We start from the raw sequence: 18,647 nt of genomic DNA, 5'->3' as shown, positions 1-18,647 counted from the left end.
CCCTCCCCGCACCACCGACGACACGGCTCCGCATGGCCGACAAGTCGGCCCTGCACGAGTCCTCCTCGTACCCATGGAAGGTCCAGCAACATGGCCACAGACCTCTTCGACCGCACCCGTGTGGTGGACGTCGACACTCACCTGACCGAGCCACCGGACGTGTGGACCGCGCGCGTGCCGGCGTCCCGGCACGACGACGTCCCGCACATCGAGCGCATCGACGGACGGGACACCTGGATGGCCGGCGGCAACCGCATCGGCTCGCCCGGGTTCTACTCCATGGCCGGCCACGACGGCGTCATGCCGGCCTCGGTCCCGGAGACCTACGCCGACATCGCGCCGGCGATGTACGACGCGAAGGCGCGCCTGGCCTTCATGGACGCCGAGGGCATCGACGTACAGGTGCTCTACCCGAACGTGGGCGGATTCGGGAACGGCTACTTCCTGAACCTGGGCGACCGCGAACTCGTCACCCAGTGCGTGCGCGCCTACAACGACTTCCTGACCGATTGGTGCTCCGCAGCCCCCGACCGGCTGATCGCGATCACCGCGTTGCCCTTCTGGGACGTCGACCTGGCCATCGAGGAGATGCAGCGCTGCCTCGGCAACGGCCACCGGGCGATCAACTTCTGCAACCAGCCCCAGGACTACGGTCAGCCCCCACTGGCCCACCGACACTGGGATCCGATCTGGGCGGCCGCGCAAGAGGCCGGCGTGCCGGTGAACTTCCACGTCGGCGGCGGCTCTATGGGCACCCAGTACGTCGACACCGCCGGCATGGGCTGGATGACGCACTTCGCGAAGACGTCGTCGCAGATCTTCATGGACAACATGAGGTGCGTCGCCGACCTCGTCTTCGGCGGCGTGTGCCACCGCTTCCCCGACCTGAACTTCATCTCGGTCGAGTCGGGCGTGGGCTGGATCCCGGGCGCGCTGGAGACGTTCGACTGGCAGTGGACCAACGGCGGAGTGCTCGACGAGCACCCCGAATACGACCTACTGCCGTCGGAATACTTCCGGCGGCAGATCTACGGCTGCTTCTGGTTCGAGAACCAGGTCGCGCGCGACGCCATCAACCTCTACCCCGACAACATCCTGTTCGAGACGGACTACCCGCATCCCACGTGCCAGCACCCCGGACCACGCACCAAGGCGCAGCGCCCGAGGGACTACGCCGAGCGGGTCTTCGCGGGTCTTCCGGACGAGGTGACCGTCAAGGTCCTCTCGGGTACCGCCGACAAGCTCTACGGACTCGCGCCATGAGCGCCGACAACCTCGCACCCGAGCCCACCTCGGCCCCCGACCTGGGCAGCCAGTACCTCGTGCCGCAGATCCGAGGCCGCGTACTGCACCTTCGTGTCGACCGCGCCGAGCGCCGCAACGCGTTCACCCAGGACATGTACCGAGGTCTGAAGCGGGCCGCGATCTGGGCGGACGAGCAGCCCTGGCTCGACGCCGTGTGCCTCACCGGCACCGACCGCTGGTTCGGCGCCGGCGGGGACATGGGCGGCAGAGCCGAAGACCGCGAAGGCCTCGCCACCGAATGGGACCCGACGGACCACTTCCCTTTCCGTCACATCGAGCGCTGCTCCAAGCTCTGGGTCGCGAAGGTCAACGGCCTGTGCATCGCAGGAGGCATGGACTTGATCCTGCACTGCGATGTGGTCATCGCGTCCGACCGCGCCCGCTTCCGAGTGCCCGAACTGCTCCGGGGCATCCCCGACGCGGCGATGTCCTCGCGCCTGGCCGCGGTTGTGGGGCTCAACCGCGCCAGGTACCTGTACTTCACGGCCGAGGAGTTCGACGCCGCCGAGGCCGCCGCAATGGGCTTGGTGGGCAAGGTCGTTCCGCACGACGACCTGGACGCGGCCACCGACCGGGCCCTGGCCGCCATCGGCCTGACCGGGCCCCGGGCCCGGGCGGCCGTCAAGCGGGACATGAACCAACGGCTGCCCGTGGCCGATCAGGAGATGTTCCGCCGTTCCATCGGCACTCCCGAAATGGTCGAGGGCATGCGTGCCTTCCTGGAGAAGCGGGAGGTCGACTGGCCCCGGGGGTGAGCCTCGGAGGTCGGTCGCGCGTTGCGCCGCAAGGGGCCTGGGGTGGGCTCATCGGAGCTCGTCCGTGTATCGATCGGTGCCTGGGACGACCGGGATGAACGGCGCCGCGAACCGCACGTGGGCCCGACCCCCGGCTTCGGCCCGTTCGCCGTTGCCCGCAAAGCGTCGTCCCCAGCACGTCTGCGGTGCCACGTCGAGGAAATGCAGCAGCGTCAGACGGCGTTCCAGGCCCGGTATGTCGGCGACGTCCGGCTGCTTGTCGGCAGGCAGCGGGCGAGGGGCGAACCAGACCGACTGCCCGATGGGGTTCTCGGGCGTGCGATGGACCCAGGGCAGGTATTCCTCACGGAGGTACGCGTCGAGGTCGGCTCGCGTGCCGCCCTCGGGCGCGTCGAGCACCTCCATCACGACGCCCGCGTAGGGGTGATCGAGGGCATGGAAGTCGCGAGGGCCCCGGACGTCTCGCCGCCACGATCCCCCGAAATCCTGGAACGCCGTGAACACGTGGCGGCGTTCGAGGTGGATACGATCCGCGGCCCGCAGGACCTGATTGGTGGCCACCGACCATCGGATGTGGTCGTCGACGTGCCCTGGGGTGATCCAGTACAGATGGAGGTAGCACCCGGCGGTCAGGGGCTCCGCAATGGGTGAGGGGTCGGGATAGCGCAGCAACTGGAGTTCGCGTGTCGCCACGAAACGCCGGCCCGCGAACATCCACGGCATGTACAGCGCGCCGGCGTAGAAGTGATCGTCCTCGTACCAGCGGTTGTAAACGTACTCGGTCCCCTGGTGAGGTTCGACCATCGAGATCAACGCGCCGCCGACACCTGTTTCGTGTCGACTCGCGGCTGCCAGTTCCGCGTATGCCTGATGAGATTCGTTCATCGGCCCCTCGCTCCTGTTTCCTCTGGTGACAGTTGACCTCAAGGGATCTCCCGGCGCGCAACCGCAACTGCCCGGGCCGAGACCCGCACGCCGGTGAGATGCGGTGACATGCCGGGTGGCGGGTGGTTCAGCGGCCCTCGAACCTGGCAGGCCGTTTCTCGGCGAACGCCCGCATCCCCTCTCTGGCGTCGCGCGAGCGCGTCACCGGGCCGACGTGCGAACTCTCGATCGGCCGGGCCTCGGCCTCCGGGAGCCACCCCGTCTCGACCGACGACGCTTTGCTGGCGTTGACGGCCAACGGCCCGTTGGCGCAGATCACCGCGGCGATCTCACGAGCCTTGGCAAGCGCCTCACCGCGCGGCACCAGGTGGCTGACCAGGCCCCACCGCAGGGCTTCGTCCGCGGACAGCACCCGTCCGGTGAGGAGCATGTCCATCGCCACGGCGTACGGAATCTGCCGTTTCAGGCGCATGGTCGAGCCGGCGCCGGCGATGAGGCCGCGCCTGACCTCCGGGACGGCGAAGGTGGCGTGTTCCTCGGCGATGCGGATGTCGGTCTGCTGGAGCATTTCGCAACCCCCGCCCATGCACTGGCCGTTGACCGCGGCGATGATCGGCTTCCGGCACCAGTGGTTCAGGAGGAGGCCGCGCGCGACGATGCCCGGGTCGTCCTTCAGCCGCTGTTGGATCAGGCGCGCCTCGTCGGTCACCTCGCCGGACATCCAGCCGTCCGACAGATCTCCGCCGGCGCAGTAGGCATCCTCCCCGGCGCCCGTGAGGATGACGCAGCGGACCGAGTCGTCGGCGTCGACCATGTCCCACGCATCCGCGAACCGCACGAGCATGTCGGGCACCAGCGCGTTGCGGCGATGCGGACGGTTCATGGTCAACGTGACCACAGGCCCGTCACGCTCCACCAGCAGAGAGGTTTCCGATCGGTCCGACACGCGGCCTCCTGAACTGTCGTGGTACTGCGACGGATCCGAAGGACGGCGCGACGAGACGCCGCCCTCCGGATAACCCCCTATGACAATGTCATACCGCATCCATGCCGAAGCCGGGTTCACGCGGCTGGTTGGAGGGGGCGGGCCAGGGCGGAGAAGTCCGGTTCACCCGCGACAAGCTGCGCAGTTTCCTGCGGTCCTCGCCGCCCGGAACCTCACCGCGAAGGTGGCGGTACCGCGGACGTCGCGCAGGACCACGTCGGCGTCACCATCGGCCGACCTGCCTGCGCGCGCCAAGCGGGCCCGTCCCCCGGTCGTCCGGGGGACGGGCCGCACACTTGAGAGTGTGGCCGCGCCCTGTCCGGCCGCGGCGGCACGTTCGGCGCGGCGGCTGCTTGTTGCGGCTCGTTGCTCAGCTGAGGGATTGCAGGCGCATCTGGTCGGGGCCCTTGCCTGCGGTGTTGGTGCAGCGGCGGTCGGCGGCCGGCTGCTGGAGTTGCAGGGTCAGGCAGGTGCCGAGGGCCTGTTGGCCGAAGCTGTTGGGGTGCAGGGACTCCTGGAGCTGGCCTTGGGTGAGGCCGGTGGTCACGAAGCGCATCCACTCGCTGGTCTCTCCGGCGGGCGGGTTCGTGCCGTCGGCGTGCCGGGTGGTGGTCGAGCAGACTTCGCGGCCCTCGAACGCGCGGGACAGGTCGAGGAATTCCGCGCCGCTGTCGTGGGCCGCGTCGGCGAGAGCCGCGCTGATCCGGGGGACCAGGTCGTCATGGGCCCAGGTGAGGTCCCGGTCGAAGAAGGGGCAGCCGCCGACGGTGAAGCGGTCGTACTTCTCGCCGGGATAGCGCATCCGGCCGGCGTCGGGCAACGGGGACGGGTAGGACTGCAAGACCAGCCGGTAGGAGCCGGGCTCGTGGCCCGCCCGGTCGAGGGCCGTCCGGACGTCGGCAAGCGTGGCGGCCGCGGCCTGCCGCATCCCCGGCAGCCGTTCCTCGACCTGCTGGGACGCCTGCGGTGCGCAGGGGGAACCGAGGAACGGCTTGAGGAAGTTCGTCGTGCACTGGGTGATGATGTCGGAGAACCCGAGGTCGTTGCCGCCGATCGAGACCACCACCGCCTGCACCGGCTGCCCGGTCACCGCTGTACGGAGCTGGTCGGCCTGGGAGATCTCGCCCTTGAACGGCACACCGCCGTTCTCCGGCAGCCGCACAGCCGCGGACGTCGCGCCTGAGCAGGCCAGGTTGAGGCGGCGGACGTCCAGCGTGAGGGACTGGACCTCGGCCACGTCCGAGCGGTTGCAGCCGTTCGCGAAGGACGGGCCGTACACGCGGAGCGGGTCGCTCACACCGGCGTTCGGGTCGTAGGCCCGGTCGGTTCCGGCCCAACCGCCCGCAAACTGGTTGCTGTTGCCGGCCCAACGGCCGCCCTCCCCGGAGATGAAGCTGTCGCCCAGGCTCACCACCCACGGCGGATCCGCCGCCGTCGGCACACCTGCCGCATCCGCGGGCACCGCGCCCGTCACACTCGCAACGCACACGGCGGCCGCCGCCACCGCCAAGGTCTTGCGACATCACGAAGAAGAGGTCATACCGCTAGACCTCGGCAGCCCAACCGCCGCAGGTTACGGTCGACGCCTGATGTCCAGCCGAATGGGCCAAAGAGGCTCATCCTGTCCCGCAACGCGGGACGCTGCACCCCGAGGTGCATTGCCACGTGGTCTTGGGCGAACCAATCCGGACGGACGCGCCGTCGCGTCCGTGGTATCCGCCGCTGAGCTCGGCGTCCAGCGTCGCCTGCGCCACGCGCATAACCTCCGCGCTGCCCGAAACTGTTGTCCGACAACTTCGTCACCATGCGGGCGCCACCCAGGGTGAGTCCCCCTCCTGACGCAGCAGGCCCAGGTTCAGCGGGCGCGGACTCCGGCGACCTCAAGGTCCGAGCACGATGCGGTCCGTTCGGACAGTGCGTCCCAGTCGACCTGGTCGACCGCCAGGTCCTGACGCAGCCGAGGTTGAACGGCAATCGGCGAGGCCGGGTCGATCACTGTCGGGCTCCTGCTGCCACTCGCCTGGCGAACGCGTCGGCGTGAGTGCGCACGGCAATTGCCGTTTCCGAACAACGTTGCCACCAGTAGTGTTTGCGCCTGCCCGTCCCCGCGAACACACCGAGGCCACCGTGACCGGCACGCCCGAAACACCGTCCCCTGCGGATTCCGACGAATCGTCCGAACCGGAACCGCCGAGAAAGCCGGGCATGCTCGGACCGGCCTACCACCGCCCTCTGCCGGACCCGGACTACGGTGCGGGCGCGCGCTTCAGGTGCTCCACCTGCGGCTCGTACCCGGCGGCGGACGTGAACCTGCGCGGCCACCGCGGATTCGTGGTGTGGATGGAGTTCATCAAGGAGACCGGACCGTTCTGTCGGTCGTGCGGGCTGTCCGAGTACCGCGACATGACGTCGGCGACCCTGCTCAAGGGATGGTGGAGCCCCTTCTCGCTGGTTCTCGCGCCGCTCACACTGCTGGTCAACTACGACGCGTACGCCCGGATCCGGGCGTTGGACGAACCGGTGCCGGGGAGCCCACGCGCGCCGATGGCGATCGGCAAGCCGGTGCACCGGAGGCCCGCCATCGCCATGCTGCTGGTGCCGATCGTCACGCTGGTCGCGATCATCGTGTGGGTCGGGCGCTCCGATTCCGACGGGGAAGCCGGAAACGACACGGCGAAAGTCCGCGCGGGCCATTGCGTCGTGACATCGGGTCAGTTGCTCGACCCCACGCTGCGGATCACCGACTGCGTCCCGCAGGCGGAACCGGTCTTCAGGGTCGTCGACCGCATCGAGGACCCCACCGCGATCCTGACCGACTGCCCCGAGCCCACGACGGACACGTTCATGGCGATGGGGTCGGACGGAGTGCTCGACTACCTGATTTGCCTGGCCCCGCTGGGGACGCCGACAGGGGCGAGCGCCTGACGCGAGCCTCGATGAACCTTCCGCCGAACGGCGGTCCGGACCTGGGACGGGCACCCGATCACGGCCGGCCGCGACCGTTACCGACCTACTCACCCGCCCGCCCCCACAAGCTCGTTCGGGCTCAACACCCCGACATTTTCACGCACCCGCCCCCTGCTACCACCGGAAGTGCGGCAGACCCGTTCGACTTACCGACCCCTCACGGGTCGGTCCCGGTCGTGATGGGGAGGAAGTCCGCGAAGCGAGGTGCGCCCGGCTCGTGCGGCACGCGCGTCGCGCGCGCGGCGAAGCTGACGGCGTGGTACCACCCGCACAGCAGAAGCAGATCGAGCAACTGGAGCTCATCGAAGTCCGACACAAGTCGTGTCCACAGCGCGTCATCGATGTCGGAACGCTCGTGCAGCGCGTCGACGGCGAGGATGAGCAGCCGTTCCCTCTCGGACGTCCAGCACTCGTCAGCGGGGCCGCCGTGCGCCAGGGATGCCGCCTGCTCGCGGGTGAGTCCGACGCGCTCTGCGAACGTCATCATGTGCACGCCCCACTCGTACTCGCAGTTGCACAACGCGCACGTCCGGTCGATGACGATCTCGCGCTCCCGCATGGTCAGGGTCAGCTGTCCGCCCAATTCGTAGCGACCCCACCCGTGCATGGCGTCGGCCAACGGGATGTTTCTGGCGAACAACCGGAACAGGCCGATCGGCGGGGCCTCCCCGGGCATCATGCGGGCGAGCAGTGCGCCGGCCCGGTCGGTGTACGGCGGGTCCAGCAGGGCTATCCGCGACATCGGCTCTCCCGTCACGTTCGTTTCGAAATCAGAAACACCGAGTGGATGCGTGGATGCTAGTGTTTCGAATAACGAAACACAAGGATTGGGGTGGGCATGCCGACACCGCACCCGGGGGCACCGGTTCGTGGATCGACGACCGGCCGTCCCCTCATGGCCGCGATGGACCTGTTCGGCCGCCGGTGGGCGCTGCGGATTCTCTGGGAACTGCGTGCGGGTCCGCTCGGCCCTCGCGCGCTGCTGGCGCGGTGCGAAGGGCTCTCGTCCAGCGTTCTCTACCAGCGGCTCCGTGAACTCACGTCGAGCGGGATCATCTCCCCCTCGGCCGATGGCTACGAGCTCACGCGGCTGGGGACAGCACTCGGGAACGCCCTCCGGCCGCTCGACGAATGGGCGATCACCTGGGCGCAGGAGCAAGAACGCAACGAGCATGAGCCCCAAGGAGACGTGGTCACGCCCGACGAGTCGGAGCGGTGAAGGACCAGATGCCCCACCTCTCATGATCAACTCATTGCCCCGCGGACCCGTATCTCGGCGATACCCCCGGTACGACGACGGCCCCGGTAGTCAGAGCTACCGAGGCCGTGCCGCGCGGTCATTCCACAACGAGCGCTCTGCCTCCACGCCGCAGGCGATGAACGCGACCGGACGAATCCTGCACACCGCCCCGCACGACGCCGCCGAGGCAACCACGGTGCTGCGCACGCAATCGGACCGGCTGCTGCGGGTCTTCGTGCAGTGTCAGGCGGACGCGGCGCTGTGCAGGGCGGCCAGGTTTTTGCGGCCGTCGGCGATGAGGCGGTCGTAGACGGCGCTTTGGCGTTCGTAGGCGTCGCCGTCGATCTCGCCGTTGCCGAGCTGGTCGGCGAGTTCTCCCGCGCGCTTCTCGAAGTTGGCGAGTCGGTCCTCGTAGAGCTTGGCCAAGCCGACGTGGGACTCGCGTTCGGCCTGGGCGTCGGAGTACCAGATCTCGTAGGTGTACCGGTACTCGTAGATGGCGTCGTTGTTGAAGAACGAGTTCGAGCGGTAGGAGTCGGCGGCGATCGAGACGAACATCTGCAATCCGTAGCCCAGACTCTCCTGCTTGAACTCGGAGGTGTAGTTCGTGCTGATGGACCCGCCGAAGGAGGTCATCACCGAGGAGATGACGTCGAAGACCTTGCCTGCGATGAAGCCTTCGAAGGCCTCCATCGACGCCGCCCCCGCGCCGACCGCCTTCTCCGCGGTCTTCTTGACCTTGTCGGCGGTGTCCTGCTTCACCTTGGCGCCGGCCTCGGCCGCGTTTGCCTCGTAGTTCGGGTCTTCGGTCCCCGCGAAGACGGCCTTGGAGATCGCGTCGATGATCTTCTTGAGGTTGTCGAACGACAACTCGGCGATCTGCTGGAACTCCGTGGACTGACCCGAGAGCAGTTCGAGCCTGTCGTCGATCTTGCTCTGCTTGTAGAACTGCTCGCGGGCGGCGGCAACTTGGGCCGTGTCCCCTTTCGCCTTCTCCTTGAGGTCGTTGGCCAGGTGGTCGAGGTAGGCCTTGAACTCCTCGTTCTTCTGCGTCAGATCGTGAATGGTCGGTGTGTGTCCCATGTCGGGCTCCCGTCGATCGCCGAATCAACCGATTGGTTGCTTCATGGGGACCACTCCCGCGGACACGCCGAAGTGATGCGCGCGGCGCGGCATCTCGGCCCGAAGACAGCCCGTATGGCCGAACCTTGTTCGCTTCCGGCCGAAGATGTTCGCCTTCTTTCGGAGCGTGAGCCGCCTCCCACAGATGCCGATGTCGGGCTGTTGGGCGATGGAGCCGGTTCCGCCGCCCGCAGGATCGATTCGATCGCCCAGGGGTCGTCCGGTCCGGCGGCGCGGACGACGGCGAGCTCGACACCGGGCATGGCGATCCAGCGCTCCAGAGCGGGGTACGGGTGAACCGCGAACAACCGGTACTCGGCGCGTCCCTCGTCGTCCTCCTCCGCCGTCTCCGGATCGATCAGTCCTTCGGCTGGGCAGCCGCGCTCCGCGAGTTCGGCCGCGAACGCGAGGATGTTCGCGCGTGTGAACGCGTCGATTGCCGCCTCGTCGCCGTCTTCGGCGGCATCGGCGGATCCAGGGGTGTGAGTCACCGGTCGGTCGCCTTCCAGGCACAGGTCCAAGTACTCCAGGACCATGGTGTCGAACGCGACCGCTCGGCGTCCGCGAGGCCCTACGCCTCGCGCACCACCGCCGTCGGCTGCGGAACCGACCCGTGGTGCTTGATAGTTGAGACGGATCTTGTTCATCCGCTCCGGCGCCCTTCTGGCGGGAAGCTGAGTGCGTTGCGGAAGGCCTGGCTGGAGTCGGTCAGGCGGGGGACGTCGCGCCTCGCGGCCTACGCCCGCTGCCCGCCGCTCGCTGGCCTCTGCCTCTGGCCTCTGGCCTCTGGCCTCTGGCCTCTGGCCTCTGGCCTCTGGCCGCGCATGGTCGCCTACTTCGGGAGGTTGCGGGCCATGACGATGCGCTGGACCTGGTTCGTGCCCTCGTAGATTTGGGTGATCTTGGCGTCGCGCATCATGCGTTCGACCGGGTAGTCGCGCGTGTAGCCGTAGCCGCCCAGGAGTTGGACGGCGTCGACGGTGATCTCCATGGCGGCGTCCGAGGCGTAGCACTTGGCGGCGGCGCCGAAGAAGGTCAGGTCGCCGTCGCCGCGCTCGGACTTCGCCGCGGCCTGGTACGTCAGCGCGCGGGCGGCCTCCAGTTTCATGGCCATGTCGGCGAGCATGAACTGCACGCCCTGGAAGTCGGCGACCGGCTTGCCGAACTGCCTGCGCTCGGTGACGTAGCCCTTCGCGTAGTCCAGCGCCCCCTGCGCGATGCCCAGCGCCTGCGCGGCGATCGTGACGCGCGTGTGGTCGAGGGTGGCCATCGCCGTGGCGAAGCCGGTGCCCTGCGCCCCGATCATGCGGGACGCCGGGATGCGCACGCTGTCGAGGTAGACCTCGCGCGTCGGGGAGCCCTTGATACCGAGCTTCTTCTCCGGCGCACCGAACGAGACCCCCGCGTCGGACTTCTCCACCACGAACGCCGAGATGCCGCGCGAGCGCTTGGCCGGGTCGGTCACCGCCATCACGGTGTAGTACTCGGACACCCCCGCATTGGTGATCCACCGCTTGACGCCGTCCAGGACGTAGAAGTCCCCGTCCCGAACCGCCCGGGTCTTCATCCCCGCGGCGTCCGAGCCGGCCTCCGGCTCGGAGAGGCAGTACGAGAACATCGCCTCCCCCCGCGCCACCGGCGCCAGGTACCGCTTCTTCAACTCCTCCGACCCCGACAGCATCAGCGGCATCGTGCCCAGCTTGTTGACCGCCGGGATCAACGACGACGACGCACACACCCGCGCCACCTCCTCGATCACGATCACCGTCGCCAGCGCATCCGCCCCCGACCCGCCGTACGCCTCCGGCACGTGCACCGCATGCAGATCGCTCGCGGTCAGCGCGTCCAACGCCTCCTGCGGGAAACGGCCCGCCTCGTCCACCTCGGCCGCATACGGCGCGATCCTCGCCTCCGCCAACGCCCGCACCGAACTCCGGAGCATCTCGTGCTCCTCACCGATGCGAAACAAATCGAAGTCGCCTCGTCCAGCCACGTGCGGGCCTTTCCTTGCGTTGTGAACTGTGTGTTCGTATGTCAGTACGTGTGGAAGCCACGCGCGGTCTTTCGTCCCAGTAGGCCCGCATCCACCATGCGCAGCAGCAGGGGCGGCAGGGCGTAGAGCGGTTCCTTGAACTCCGCGTACATCGACTCGGCGATCGCGGCGACGGTGTCGAGGCCGATGAGGTCGGACAGACGCAGCGGGCCGAGCGGATGGGCGCAACCGAGGACCATGCCTTGGTCGATGTCCTCGGCGGAGGCGAACCCCGACTCCAGCATGCGGACCGCCGACAACAGATACGGCACCAGCAGCGCGTTGACGACGAAGCCGGCACGGTCCTGCGAACGGATGACCGTCTTGCGCAGCGCCGATTCGGCGAAGTCCGCGGTCACCGCGACGGTGTCGTCGGAGGTGACCAGGGAGGGGATGACCTCGACGAGGCGCTGGACGGGCACGGGGTTGAAGAAGTGCAGCCCGACCACACGCTCCGGACGGCGCGTGGCCGTACCGAGTTTCATGATCGGGATGGACGAGGTGTTCGAGGCGAGGACGGCGTGGTCCTGGGCCAGCACGCGGTCGAGCTCGGCGAAGATGGCGAGTTTCGTGCCCTCGTCTTCGGAGGCGGCCTCGATCGCGAGGTCTCGGTCGGCGAAGTCGGCGAGGTCACAGGTGTAGCGGATCATCGCGTCGGCGCGCCGCCGTGCGGCTTCGTCGACCTTTCCGGCGCGCTGAGCACGGTCCAGAGAGGTGGTGACGCGCTGCCGCGCGGCCGCGAGGGCTGCCTGATCGGTTTCGCGGATCAGGACGTCCAGGTCCGCGCGGGCGCATACCTCGGCGATCCCGGCGCCCATCTGGCCGCCGCCGACGACGCCGACCCTGCGTATGGGGGTCATGTGTTCCATGCTTTCGGTGTTTCGGGGCAAGAGCAGTCGAGGCGATGGTGCGGGCCGGTGGGAGGCGCGCGTGGTGTCCTCCCACCGGCCCGCTGCTTCAGCCCCTGCCGAGGAGGGTCAGTGCCTCGGTGAGGTCGATGACGTCCGCGTACTTCGCCTGGAGGTCGAGCAGGTTGGCGTCGTGCACGGTGGCGTTGCGGTCNTCCCCCCCCCCCCCCCCCGCTGCTTCAGCCCCTGCCGAGGAGGGTCAGTGCCTCGGTGAGGTCGATGACGTCCGCGTACTTCGCCTGGAGGTCGAGCAGGTTGGCGTCGTGCACGGTGGCGTTGCGGTCGCCGCACGCATCGGCGACCACGAGGGGGCGGAACCCGTGTTGGAGGGCGTCGGTGGCCGACGCGCGCACGCAGCCGCTGGTGGTGAGCCCGCAGATATACAGCGTGTCGACGTTCATGGCGCGCAGGGTGGAGGCGAGCGAGGTGCCGAAGAATGCGCTCGCGTACTGCTTGACCACGACCACCTCGCCGTCGCGCGGGGCGGGGTCGGCGACGAACGCGCCCAGCGGGCCGTCGCCTTCGAAGACGGCGAGTGCGGGCACCTTGCGTCGGAAGAGACCTCCGTCGGCTCCGCCCGGTGTCAGGCGCACCGTGGTGAAGAGCACGGGGACGTCCGCCTCCCGGGCGGCGGCGACGAGTCGCGCGGCGGCGGCGACGGCGTCCTCGACCGGTGCCTTGATGGCCGAGGTGTCGTCCAGGTACGCGCGGACGACGTCGATGACGAGCACGGCCGGTGTGAGGCCGGGGCCCAGGCGTGCGCCGAAGCCGATCGAGCGGTATTCGTCGCGGAGTTCGTTCATGTGAGAGCCTCTCGGACTCCGACGGGGGGTGTGGGGGCGGGCAGTCCCGTCTCGGCCTGGCAGCGTTCGAGGATCGTCGCGAGTGGCGGCCCCATGTCGAACACCGGTGTCTCGCCGCGTTCGGCGGCCAGCCGTGCGCGTGCCGCGGCTGTGGCGGCCTCGTCCACGATGCCGTTCGCGTCGCAGACCACACCGTACCCGTCGCGGGCTCCGTCGGATGTGACCAGTCCCCGGCGGACCTCCAGGCCGACGAGTGCGGCGTCGCGCTGGTACGGGTCGCCCCAACCGCCGCCTCCCCAGGTGACGAAGTGCAGGATGTCACCCGGCCGGACGGGCACATCGTGGCACTTGCTGGGCAGGACTTCGGTGGTGCCGTCGGCGCGCGCGATCCACTTGCGGCCGCGGGCGCCGGGACGACCGCCGTTGACTCCCCACGGATAGGTGAGCCAGCGGTCGTCGTGGATGGCGATCGTGCCCGGTTCGGCGAAGCGGTACGCCACGTCGACGGCGTTGCCGCCGCGGTGCAGCCCGGGGCCGCCGGAGTCGGCGACGGTCTCCCAGCGTTCGATGCGCAGCGGGTAGTACGACTCGAGGTACTCGCAGGGGATGTTGACGAAGGACGGCCACAGGGAGTGGCCGTCGGGCCCGTCCCCGATCGGACGACCCGGGATTCCGCCGAAGCCGATCGAGTAGAGCTGGAACCACTCCCCCGCCTGGTCCCCGGAGGTGCGGTAGCCGGAGTACATGAAGTGCGGGGAGGAGGAGAAGCCGGCGGCGTTGAGGATCTCGGGGTTCTTCTGTCCGAGCAGTCCGCCGAACAGGTCGAAGACCCGGCCGATCCCGTGGTTGCGGGCGTTGAGGGCGGCCGGGCGGCGGGGCTTCCAGAAGGAGTCGTCCGGGATGGTGACGTCGATGAGCGGATAGAAGCCGTCGTTCCAGAGGATCTGCGGGTCGGCCACGGTGATGACGTAGATGCCGAAGAACATCCGGACGAGGTTTTCGTTGATGTAGTAGTTGACCGGCCCGACCGCCTGGGGCGCGGCCTTGCCGAAGTCGAGGTGCACCTTTTCGCCGTGCCGGGTGAGCGAGATGGTGAGCTCGTAGGGGCCGTAGCCGCAGCCGTCGTCGCAGATCCAGTCGGTGAACTCCAGGGTCTCGCCGTCCTCGAACAGCGTGGCGAGCAGGACCTTCATCGCCTGGTAGTTGCGTTCCAGCAGCGCGTCGAGGGTGGACAGGTAGACGTCCACGCCGAAGCGGTCGCACAGTTCGCCGATGCGGCGGGCGGCGGTGCGGCAGGCGGCGACCAGGCCGTTGAGGTCGGCGCGGTTCCAGTCGGGCATGCGCACCTGGTTGAGGATCACCGCGAGTGCGTCCTCGTTCAGCCGCCCGGCGTCGTACAGCTTGAACGGCGGGATGACGACGCCTTCTTCGTAGATGGTGCGGGCGTCGGACGGCATCGAGGACGGCGTCTTGCCGCCGACGTCGGACATGTGCCCGAACATCGACGCCCAACCGACCAGACGTCCGCGGTGGAAGATGGGCAGGACGATCAGCCAGTCGTTGGCGTGGCTGATCGCGGCGCCGCACGCGTAGGGATCCGAGGTCAGGAGCACGTCGCCCTCGCGGATCGTGCCCTCGAAGCCGGCCAGGAAGTCCGGTACGGACAGCCCGAATTGGCCCACGACCATCTTGCCGTCCGGATCCGCGATGAGCGGGAACTCGTCGTGCTGCTCGCGGATTCCGGGAGAGAGGGCGGTGCGGAAGAGGACCTCGTCCATCTCGTGGCGGGCGTTGCGCAGCGCGTTCTCGATGATGTCGAGGGTGACCGGGTCCACGGACACCTTGGCGACGGGCGTGGCGTCGCTCTGCTGGATGCGGGCCATGGATTACTCCGTGCTCTCGGCGGGGGCGGTCGGGATGTGGCCTGCCGACTCGGCGGCGTGCGGCCGGATCAGCAGGCACCCGGTGGGGTCGACTGTGGCCGCGTGTCCGGGCAGGACGAGCGTGGTGGAGTCCATCTCGGTGATGACGGCCGGGCCGACGACGGTGTTGCCGGCGAGGAGTTTGTCGCGGTCGTAGATGCGCGCGCTCCGGTGTTCGCCGTCCACCCACAGTTCGGTTTCGCGGATCAGGGCGTCGCCCGGGTCTGCGGTTCCGGTCGGCAGCACCCGGCCGGCGACGTCGGGACGCGGGCCGCTGACGGCGACGCGGAGGTTGATGACCTCCTTGTCGTTGGTGAGCAGGAACGAGAACAGCCGCTGGTGTTCGGCGTCGAAGGCGGTGCTCAGCGCACCGAGGAGGTCGTCCGCGGCGAGGATGTCCGGGGTCAGCCGTACGGGGATCTCGAAGCCTTGGCCGTGGTACCGCACGTCGACTTCGTACTCGGTCTGCTGCGTCGTGCGCGCTACGCCTTCGGCGGCGAGCCTCTCGCCCGCGCCCTCGGCCAATTCCTTGAGCATGGCGCGTAGTTCCGCCGCATCGGTGGCGGAGAAGCGCCGGACGACGGTACGCGCGCTTTCGTCGCGAGGGCAGGTGGTGGCGTCTCCATAGGCGCACAGCACGCCGGGCGAGGGCGGCACGATGACGGGCCATGCGCCCGTCAGGCGACCGAGGGCGTTGGCGTGGAGGGGCCCCGCGCCGCCGAAGGCCACGAGGGCGAAGTCACGGGGGTCGTAGCCCTGTTGGACGCTGACCAGCCGAAGCGCGCCGAACATGTTCTCGTTGACGATGTCGATGATGCCCGCGGCGGCTGCCTCGGGGCCGTCCAGTCCCATGGCGTCCGCCACCGTCGCGACGGCGGTTCGGGCGGCGTGACGGTCCAGCGTGACCTCGCCGCCGGCGAGTTGGTCCGGCAGGTAGCCGAGCACGACGTTGGCGTCGGTGACGGTGGGCGCCGTGCCGCCGTGCCCGTACGCGGCGGGACCCGGGCGGGCGCCGGCCGACTGGGGCCCGACGCGCAGTGCCCTGGTCAGTTCCGGGACGTGGGCGATGGATCCGCCGCCCGCCCCGACCGTGCGGACGTCCACGCTGGACGCGCGCACGGTGAGGTCGCCGACGGTGGTCTCACGGCCGATGCGCGGGACGCCCCCGAGGACCAGGGCGACGTCGGTGGACGTACCGCCCATGTCGAACGTGAGCAGGTCGGTGTACCCGGCCTGGCCGGCGGACCAGACCGCGCCGGTCACGCCGCCCGCGGGTCCGGAGAGGAGCAGGGACACCGGATCCTCGGCGGCCTTGTCGGCCGAGGTGAGGCCGCCGTCGCTGCGCAGGATGGACAGCGGTGCGCTGATGCGGTGGTCGCGCAGGTTCTTGTCGAGGTTGCGGACGTAGCGCGCGACTTCCGGCTGCACGTAGCTGTTGGCGACGGTGGTGACGGTGCGTTCGTACTCGCGCATCTCGGGCAGGACCTGGCTGGACAACGACACGGGCACGCCCGGCAGTTCCTCGGCGGCGAGCGCCGCCAGGGCCTGCTCGTGCGCGCTGTTCGCGTACGCGTTGATCAGCGCGATGGTGAGGGCCTCGATGCCGCTGTCGGCCAGTCGGCGCAGCGCCGCGCGGGCGTCGGCGAGGTCGAGCGGTTCGACCTCGGTGCCGTCCGCGGCTATGCGCCCGCGTACCTCGACGGTGTTGTCCAGGGCGGCGAGGGGCTCGGGTTTGGGCCAGATGATCCAGCCGGCGAGGCCGCCGGGCACATAGGAGCGCGCGATCTGCAGTACCTGCCGGAAGCCCGCCGTGGTGACCAGGCCGACCCGGGCCCCCCGGCCCTCCAGGATGGCGTTGGTCGCGACGGTGGTGCCGTGCAGAACTTGGTTGATGTCCGCGAGGTCGACGCCCGCCTCGCGGCAGGCTTTGCCGATGCCCGCGAGGACGCCGACCGATTGGTCGAGCGGAGTGGAGGGGGTCTTGGCGCGGAAGGTGGTGCCGGTGTTCTGGTCGACGAGGAGCACGTCGGTGAACGTGCCGCCGACGTCGACGCCGAGGCGGTATCCCATCGGGGTCCTCCGGGGGAGACGGGTTGCCACCCGGCATTTCGCAAGGCCGGGTGTCGAACGAGGTTGGTGGTTCCGCTTCTTCTGTACGGGTGCGCCTGGCCGTCGTCCGTTCCGCGCGGGGTGGCGCGCGGAACGGACGACGGGGTTCAGACGATTCCGCGCGCGGCGAGGTCGTCCATCTGCTCGGTCGTGAGTCCGAGGAGATCGCCGTAGACCCGGGTGTTGTGTTCGCCGAGGTCGGGGCCGAGGTGGCGGACCGCGCCGGGCGTGGCGCTGAGCTTGGGGAACACGTTGTGCATGGGGAATTCGCCCAGTTCCGGGTGCATGAGCTTCACGATGGCTTCGCGCGCCGCGAAGTGCGGGTCGGCGAACATGTCGCGCGCGGTGTAGATGCGTCCGGCGGGGACGCCCGCGGTGTTGAGGAGGTCGAGCAGTGCGTCCGCCGGGAGTTCGGCGGTCCACGCGGCGATGATGTCGTCGAGTTCGGCCATGTTGGCGCCGCGGGTGGCGTGGGTGGCGTATCGCGTGTCCTCGGCGAGTTCGGTACGGCCCATGGCGGCGGCGAGTCGCGTGAAGACGGTGTCCTGGTTGGCGGCGATGAGGACCATGTCGCCGTCCTTGGTGGGGTACACGTTGCTCGGGGACACGTTGGGCAGCACCGGCCCGGTGCGTTCGCGCTGGTAGCCCCCGACCCCCCATTCGGGGAGCAGCGACTCCATCATCGCCAGCACGGCCTCGTAGATCGCGGAGTCGACGACCTGGCCCTGCCCGGTGCGTTCGCGGTGGTGCAGCGCGGACAGCGCGCCGATGGCGGCGAACACCGCGGCGAGGGCATCGCCGATGGAAATCCCGGTCCGGGACGGGTTCTTGTCGGGGTCGCCGGTGATGTAGCGGAGTCCGCCCATGGCTTCGCCGATCGAGCCGTAGCCGGCCTGCGGCGCGTACGGGCCGGTCTGCCCGAAGCCGGTGACGCGGACGACGATCAGGCCGGGGTTGGTGGTGGCGAGGTCGGCGGGGTCGAGCCCCCAGCGCTCCAGGGTTCCGGGGCGGAAGTTCTCGACGAGGATGTCCGCGCTGTCGATGATCCGCCGGGCCAGGCGCTGGCCTTCGGGGTCGCGGAGGTTGCAGGTCACGGACATCTTGTTGCGTGCGACCACCGGCCACCACAGCGACTTGCCGTACGGGCGCTCGCGCCCCCACTGCCGCATCGGGTCGCCCGAGCCCGGCGGCTCCAGCTTGACCACCTCGGCTCCGAAGTCGCCGAGGAGTTGGCCGCAGAACGGTCCGGCCAGCAATTGCCCCATCTCGACGACGCGCAGGCCGGCGAGCGGGCCGCCGACGGGGGTCTCAGGGGTCGTGGAAGGGGTGCTCATCGGGCGCTCCGGGGGTGGGTCGGGGTGGGGTCGGGGTCGGGGTCGGGTCGGGGTGGGGTCGGGGTGGGGTCGGAATCGGGTCAGGGTGCGGTCGGGGTCGGGGTCGGGGTCGGTCAGGGTGGATCGGGTCGGGGTGGGTCGGGTCGAGGTGGGGTCGAGGTGACGTCGGGGTGGGGGTCAGGCTGGTGGCGGCGGAATGCCGACGGGCTCGCCGGTCGCCCCGCTGATCCGCACGCCCTGCGCCGCGGCGCCGGTGTCGTACCCACGGGCCGCCCCGCGG

The 18,647-nt window shown here is 69.4% G+C and carries 17 protein-coding genes; 4 read left to right on the top strand and 13 right to left on the bottom strand.

What is annotated here, in order from left to right:
* Positions 1 to 90: 90 nt before the first annotated feature.
* Together ACRX5S_RS27885 and ACRX5S_RS27880 are read left to right on the top strand one after the other, a co-directional pair.
* Complete coding sequence (locus ACRX5S_RS27885; protein ID WP_436775877.1) at positions 91 to 1,263, top strand: amidohydrolase family protein; 1,173 nt, start codon at positions 91 to 93, stop codon at positions 1,261 to 1,263.
* Positions 1,260 to 2,060: an enoyl-CoA hydratase/isomerase family protein gene (locus ACRX5S_RS27880; RefSeq protein WP_436775876.1), complete on the top strand. Its 801-nt coding sequence runs from the start codon at positions 1,260 to 1,262 to the stop codon at positions 2,058 to 2,060. Before ACRX5S_RS27885 ends, ACRX5S_RS27880 begins: the two co-directional genes overlap by 4 nt.
* A 48-nt stretch (positions 2,061 to 2,108) precedes the next feature.
* Here the strand turns inward: ACRX5S_RS27880 and ACRX5S_RS27875 are convergent, their stop codons facing one another.
* The 4 genes from ACRX5S_RS27875 to ACRX5S_RS27860 form a co-directional block, all read right to left on the bottom strand.
* Entirely contained in the window at positions 2,109 to 2,945 is an 837-nt protein-coding gene (locus tag ACRX5S_RS27875; RefSeq protein ID WP_436775875.1) for a hypothetical protein, read from the bottom strand.
* Between the two features lie 127 nt (positions 2,946 to 3,072).
* Complete coding sequence (locus ACRX5S_RS27870; RefSeq protein ID WP_436775979.1) at positions 3,073 to 3,843, bottom strand: enoyl-CoA hydratase-related protein; 771 nt, start codon at positions 3,841 to 3,843, stop codon at positions 3,073 to 3,075.
* A 457-nt stretch (positions 3,844 to 4,300) separates the two neighbouring features.
* Positions 4,301 to 5,404, bottom strand: a complete 1,104-nt coding sequence (locus tag ACRX5S_RS27865; protein WP_436775874.1) for a GDSL-type esterase/lipase family protein — start codon at positions 5,402 to 5,404, stop codon at positions 4,301 to 4,303.
* Positions 5,405 to 5,785: 381 nt separating this feature from the next.
* A complete protein-coding gene (locus tag ACRX5S_RS27860) occupies positions 5,786 to 5,926 on the bottom strand; it encodes a hypothetical protein (protein ID WP_436775873.1) in 141 nt (46 codons plus the stop codon).
* 209 nt (positions 5,927 to 6,135) lie between these two features.
* Here ACRX5S_RS27860 and ACRX5S_RS27855 point away from each other — a divergent pair, with 209 nt between their 5' ends.
* A complete protein-coding gene (locus ACRX5S_RS27855; protein ID WP_436775872.1) occupies positions 6,136 to 6,855 on the top strand; it encodes an LppU/SCO3897 family protein in 720 nt (239 codons plus the stop codon).
* A 199-nt stretch (positions 6,856 to 7,054) separates the two neighbouring features.
* On the opposite strand, the gene ACRX5S_RS27850 is transcribed toward ACRX5S_RS27855, so the two are convergent.
* A complete protein-coding gene (locus ACRX5S_RS27850) occupies positions 7,055 to 7,639 on the bottom strand; it encodes a carboxymuconolactone decarboxylase family protein (protein ID WP_436775871.1) in 585 nt (194 codons plus the stop codon).
* A gap of 153 nt (positions 7,640 to 7,792) precedes the next feature.
* On the opposite strand from ACRX5S_RS27850, the gene ACRX5S_RS27845 reads away from it, so the two are divergent.
* Positions 7,793 to 8,116, top strand: coding sequence for a winged helix-turn-helix transcriptional regulator (locus tag ACRX5S_RS27845; RefSeq protein WP_436775870.1), 324 nt, complete (start codon positions 7,793 to 7,795; stop codon positions 8,114 to 8,116).
* 264 nt (positions 8,117 to 8,380) lie between these two features.
* Here the strand turns inward: ACRX5S_RS27845 and ACRX5S_RS27840 are convergent, their stop codons facing one another.
* From ACRX5S_RS27840 to ACRX5S_RS27805, 8 genes are all read right to left on the bottom strand, one after another.
* Entirely contained in the window at positions 8,381 to 9,220 is an 840-nt protein-coding gene (locus ACRX5S_RS27840) for a hypothetical protein (RefSeq protein WP_436775869.1), read from the bottom strand.
* A gap of 41 nt (positions 9,221 to 9,261) precedes the next feature.
* On the bottom strand, positions 9,262 to 9,750 hold the full coding sequence (locus ACRX5S_RS27835) for a hypothetical protein (protein WP_436775868.1): 489 nt from the start codon (positions 9,748 to 9,750) through the stop codon (positions 9,262 to 9,264).
* Positions 9,751 to 10,091: 341 nt separating this feature from the next.
* Entirely contained in the window at positions 10,092 to 11,252 is a 1,161-nt protein-coding gene (locus ACRX5S_RS27830; protein ID WP_436775867.1) for an acyl-CoA dehydrogenase family protein, read from the bottom strand.
* A gap of 41 nt (positions 11,253 to 11,293) precedes the next feature.
* Positions 11,294 to 12,151, bottom strand: a complete 858-nt coding sequence (locus tag ACRX5S_RS27825) for a 3-hydroxybutyryl-CoA dehydrogenase (protein ID WP_436775866.1) — start codon at positions 12,149 to 12,151, stop codon at positions 11,294 to 11,296.
* Positions 12,152 to 12,378: 227 nt separating this feature from the next.
* Positions 12,379 to 13,002, bottom strand: coding sequence for an isochorismatase family protein (locus ACRX5S_RS27820; protein ID WP_436775865.1), 624 nt, complete (start codon positions 13,000 to 13,002; stop codon positions 12,379 to 12,381).
* On the bottom strand, positions 12,999 to 14,885 hold the full coding sequence (locus tag ACRX5S_RS27815; protein ID WP_436775864.1) for a hydantoinase B/oxoprolinase family protein: 1,887 nt from the start codon (positions 14,883 to 14,885) through the stop codon (positions 12,999 to 13,001). Before ACRX5S_RS27815 ends, ACRX5S_RS27820 begins: the two co-directional genes overlap by 4 nt.
* Before the next feature lie 3 nt (positions 14,886 to 14,888).
* A complete protein-coding gene (locus ACRX5S_RS27810) occupies positions 14,889 to 16,994 on the bottom strand; it encodes a hydantoinase/oxoprolinase family protein (RefSeq protein ID WP_436775863.1) in 2,106 nt (701 codons plus the stop codon).
* 146 nt (positions 16,995 to 17,140) lie between these two features.
* The gene (locus ACRX5S_RS27805) at positions 17,141 to 18,367 is read right to left on the bottom strand and encodes a CaiB/BaiF CoA transferase family protein (RefSeq protein WP_436775862.1); all 1,227 of its coding nucleotides are present in this window, start codon (positions 18,365 to 18,367) and stop codon (positions 17,141 to 17,143) included.
* Between the last annotated feature and the right edge of the window lie 280 nt (positions 18,368 to 18,647).

The sequence above is a fragment of the Yinghuangia sp. YIM S09857 genome (assembly GCF_051388915.1).
In the GTDB taxonomy this organism is placed as follows: Bacteria; Actinomycetota; Actinomycetes; order Streptomycetales; family Streptomycetaceae; genus Yinghuangia.
This window is presented reverse-complemented; position numbering and strand designations above follow the sequence as displayed.

What these genes read in the sequence shown, in the direction of transcription:
- ACRX5S_RS27885 (WP_436775877.1), top strand. Translation starts at nt 91, where the DNA reads ATGGCCACAGACCTCTTCGACCGCACCCGTGTGGTGGACGTCGACACT.
- ACRX5S_RS27880 (WP_436775876.1), top strand. Translation starts at nt 1,260, where the DNA reads ATGAGCGCCGACAACCTCGCACCCGAGCCCACCTCGGCCCCCGACCTG.
- ACRX5S_RS27875 (WP_436775875.1), bottom strand. Translation starts at nt 2,945, where the DNA reads ATGAACGAATCTCATCAGGCATACGCGGAACTGGCAGCCGCGAGTCGA.
- ACRX5S_RS27855 (WP_436775872.1), top strand. Translation starts at nt 6,136, where the DNA reads ATGCTCGGACCGGCCTACCACCGCCCTCTGCCGGACCCGGACTACGGT.
- ACRX5S_RS27850 (WP_436775871.1), bottom strand. Translation starts at nt 7,639, where the DNA reads ATGTCGCGGATAGCCCTGCTGGACCCGCCGTACACCGACCGGGCCGGC.
- ACRX5S_RS27845 (WP_436775870.1), top strand. Translation starts at nt 7,793, where the DNA reads ATGGCCGCGATGGACCTGTTCGGCCGCCGGTGGGCGCTGCGGATTCTC.
- ACRX5S_RS27840 (WP_436775869.1), bottom strand. Translation starts at nt 9,220, where the DNA reads ATGGGACACACACCGACCATTCACGATCTGACGCAGAAGAACGAGGAG.
- ACRX5S_RS27825 (WP_436775866.1), bottom strand. Translation starts at nt 12,151, where the DNA reads ATGACCCCCATACGCAGGGTCGGCGTCGTCGGCGGCGGCCAGATGGGC.
- ACRX5S_RS27820 (WP_436775865.1), bottom strand. Translation starts at nt 13,002, where the DNA reads ATGAACGAACTCCGCGACGAATACCGCTCGATCGGCTTCGGCGCACGC.
- ACRX5S_RS27815 (WP_436775864.1), bottom strand. Translation starts at nt 14,885, where the DNA reads ATGGCCCGCATCCAGCAGAGCGACGCCACGCCCGTCGCCAAGGTGTCC.
- ACRX5S_RS27810 (WP_436775863.1), bottom strand. Translation starts at nt 16,994, where the DNA reads ATGGGATACCGCCTCGGCGTCGACGTCGGCGGCACGTTCACCGACGTG.
- ACRX5S_RS27805 (WP_436775862.1), bottom strand. Translation starts at nt 18,367, where the DNA reads ATGAGCACCCCTTCCACGACCCCTGAGACCCCCGTCGGCGGCCCGCTC.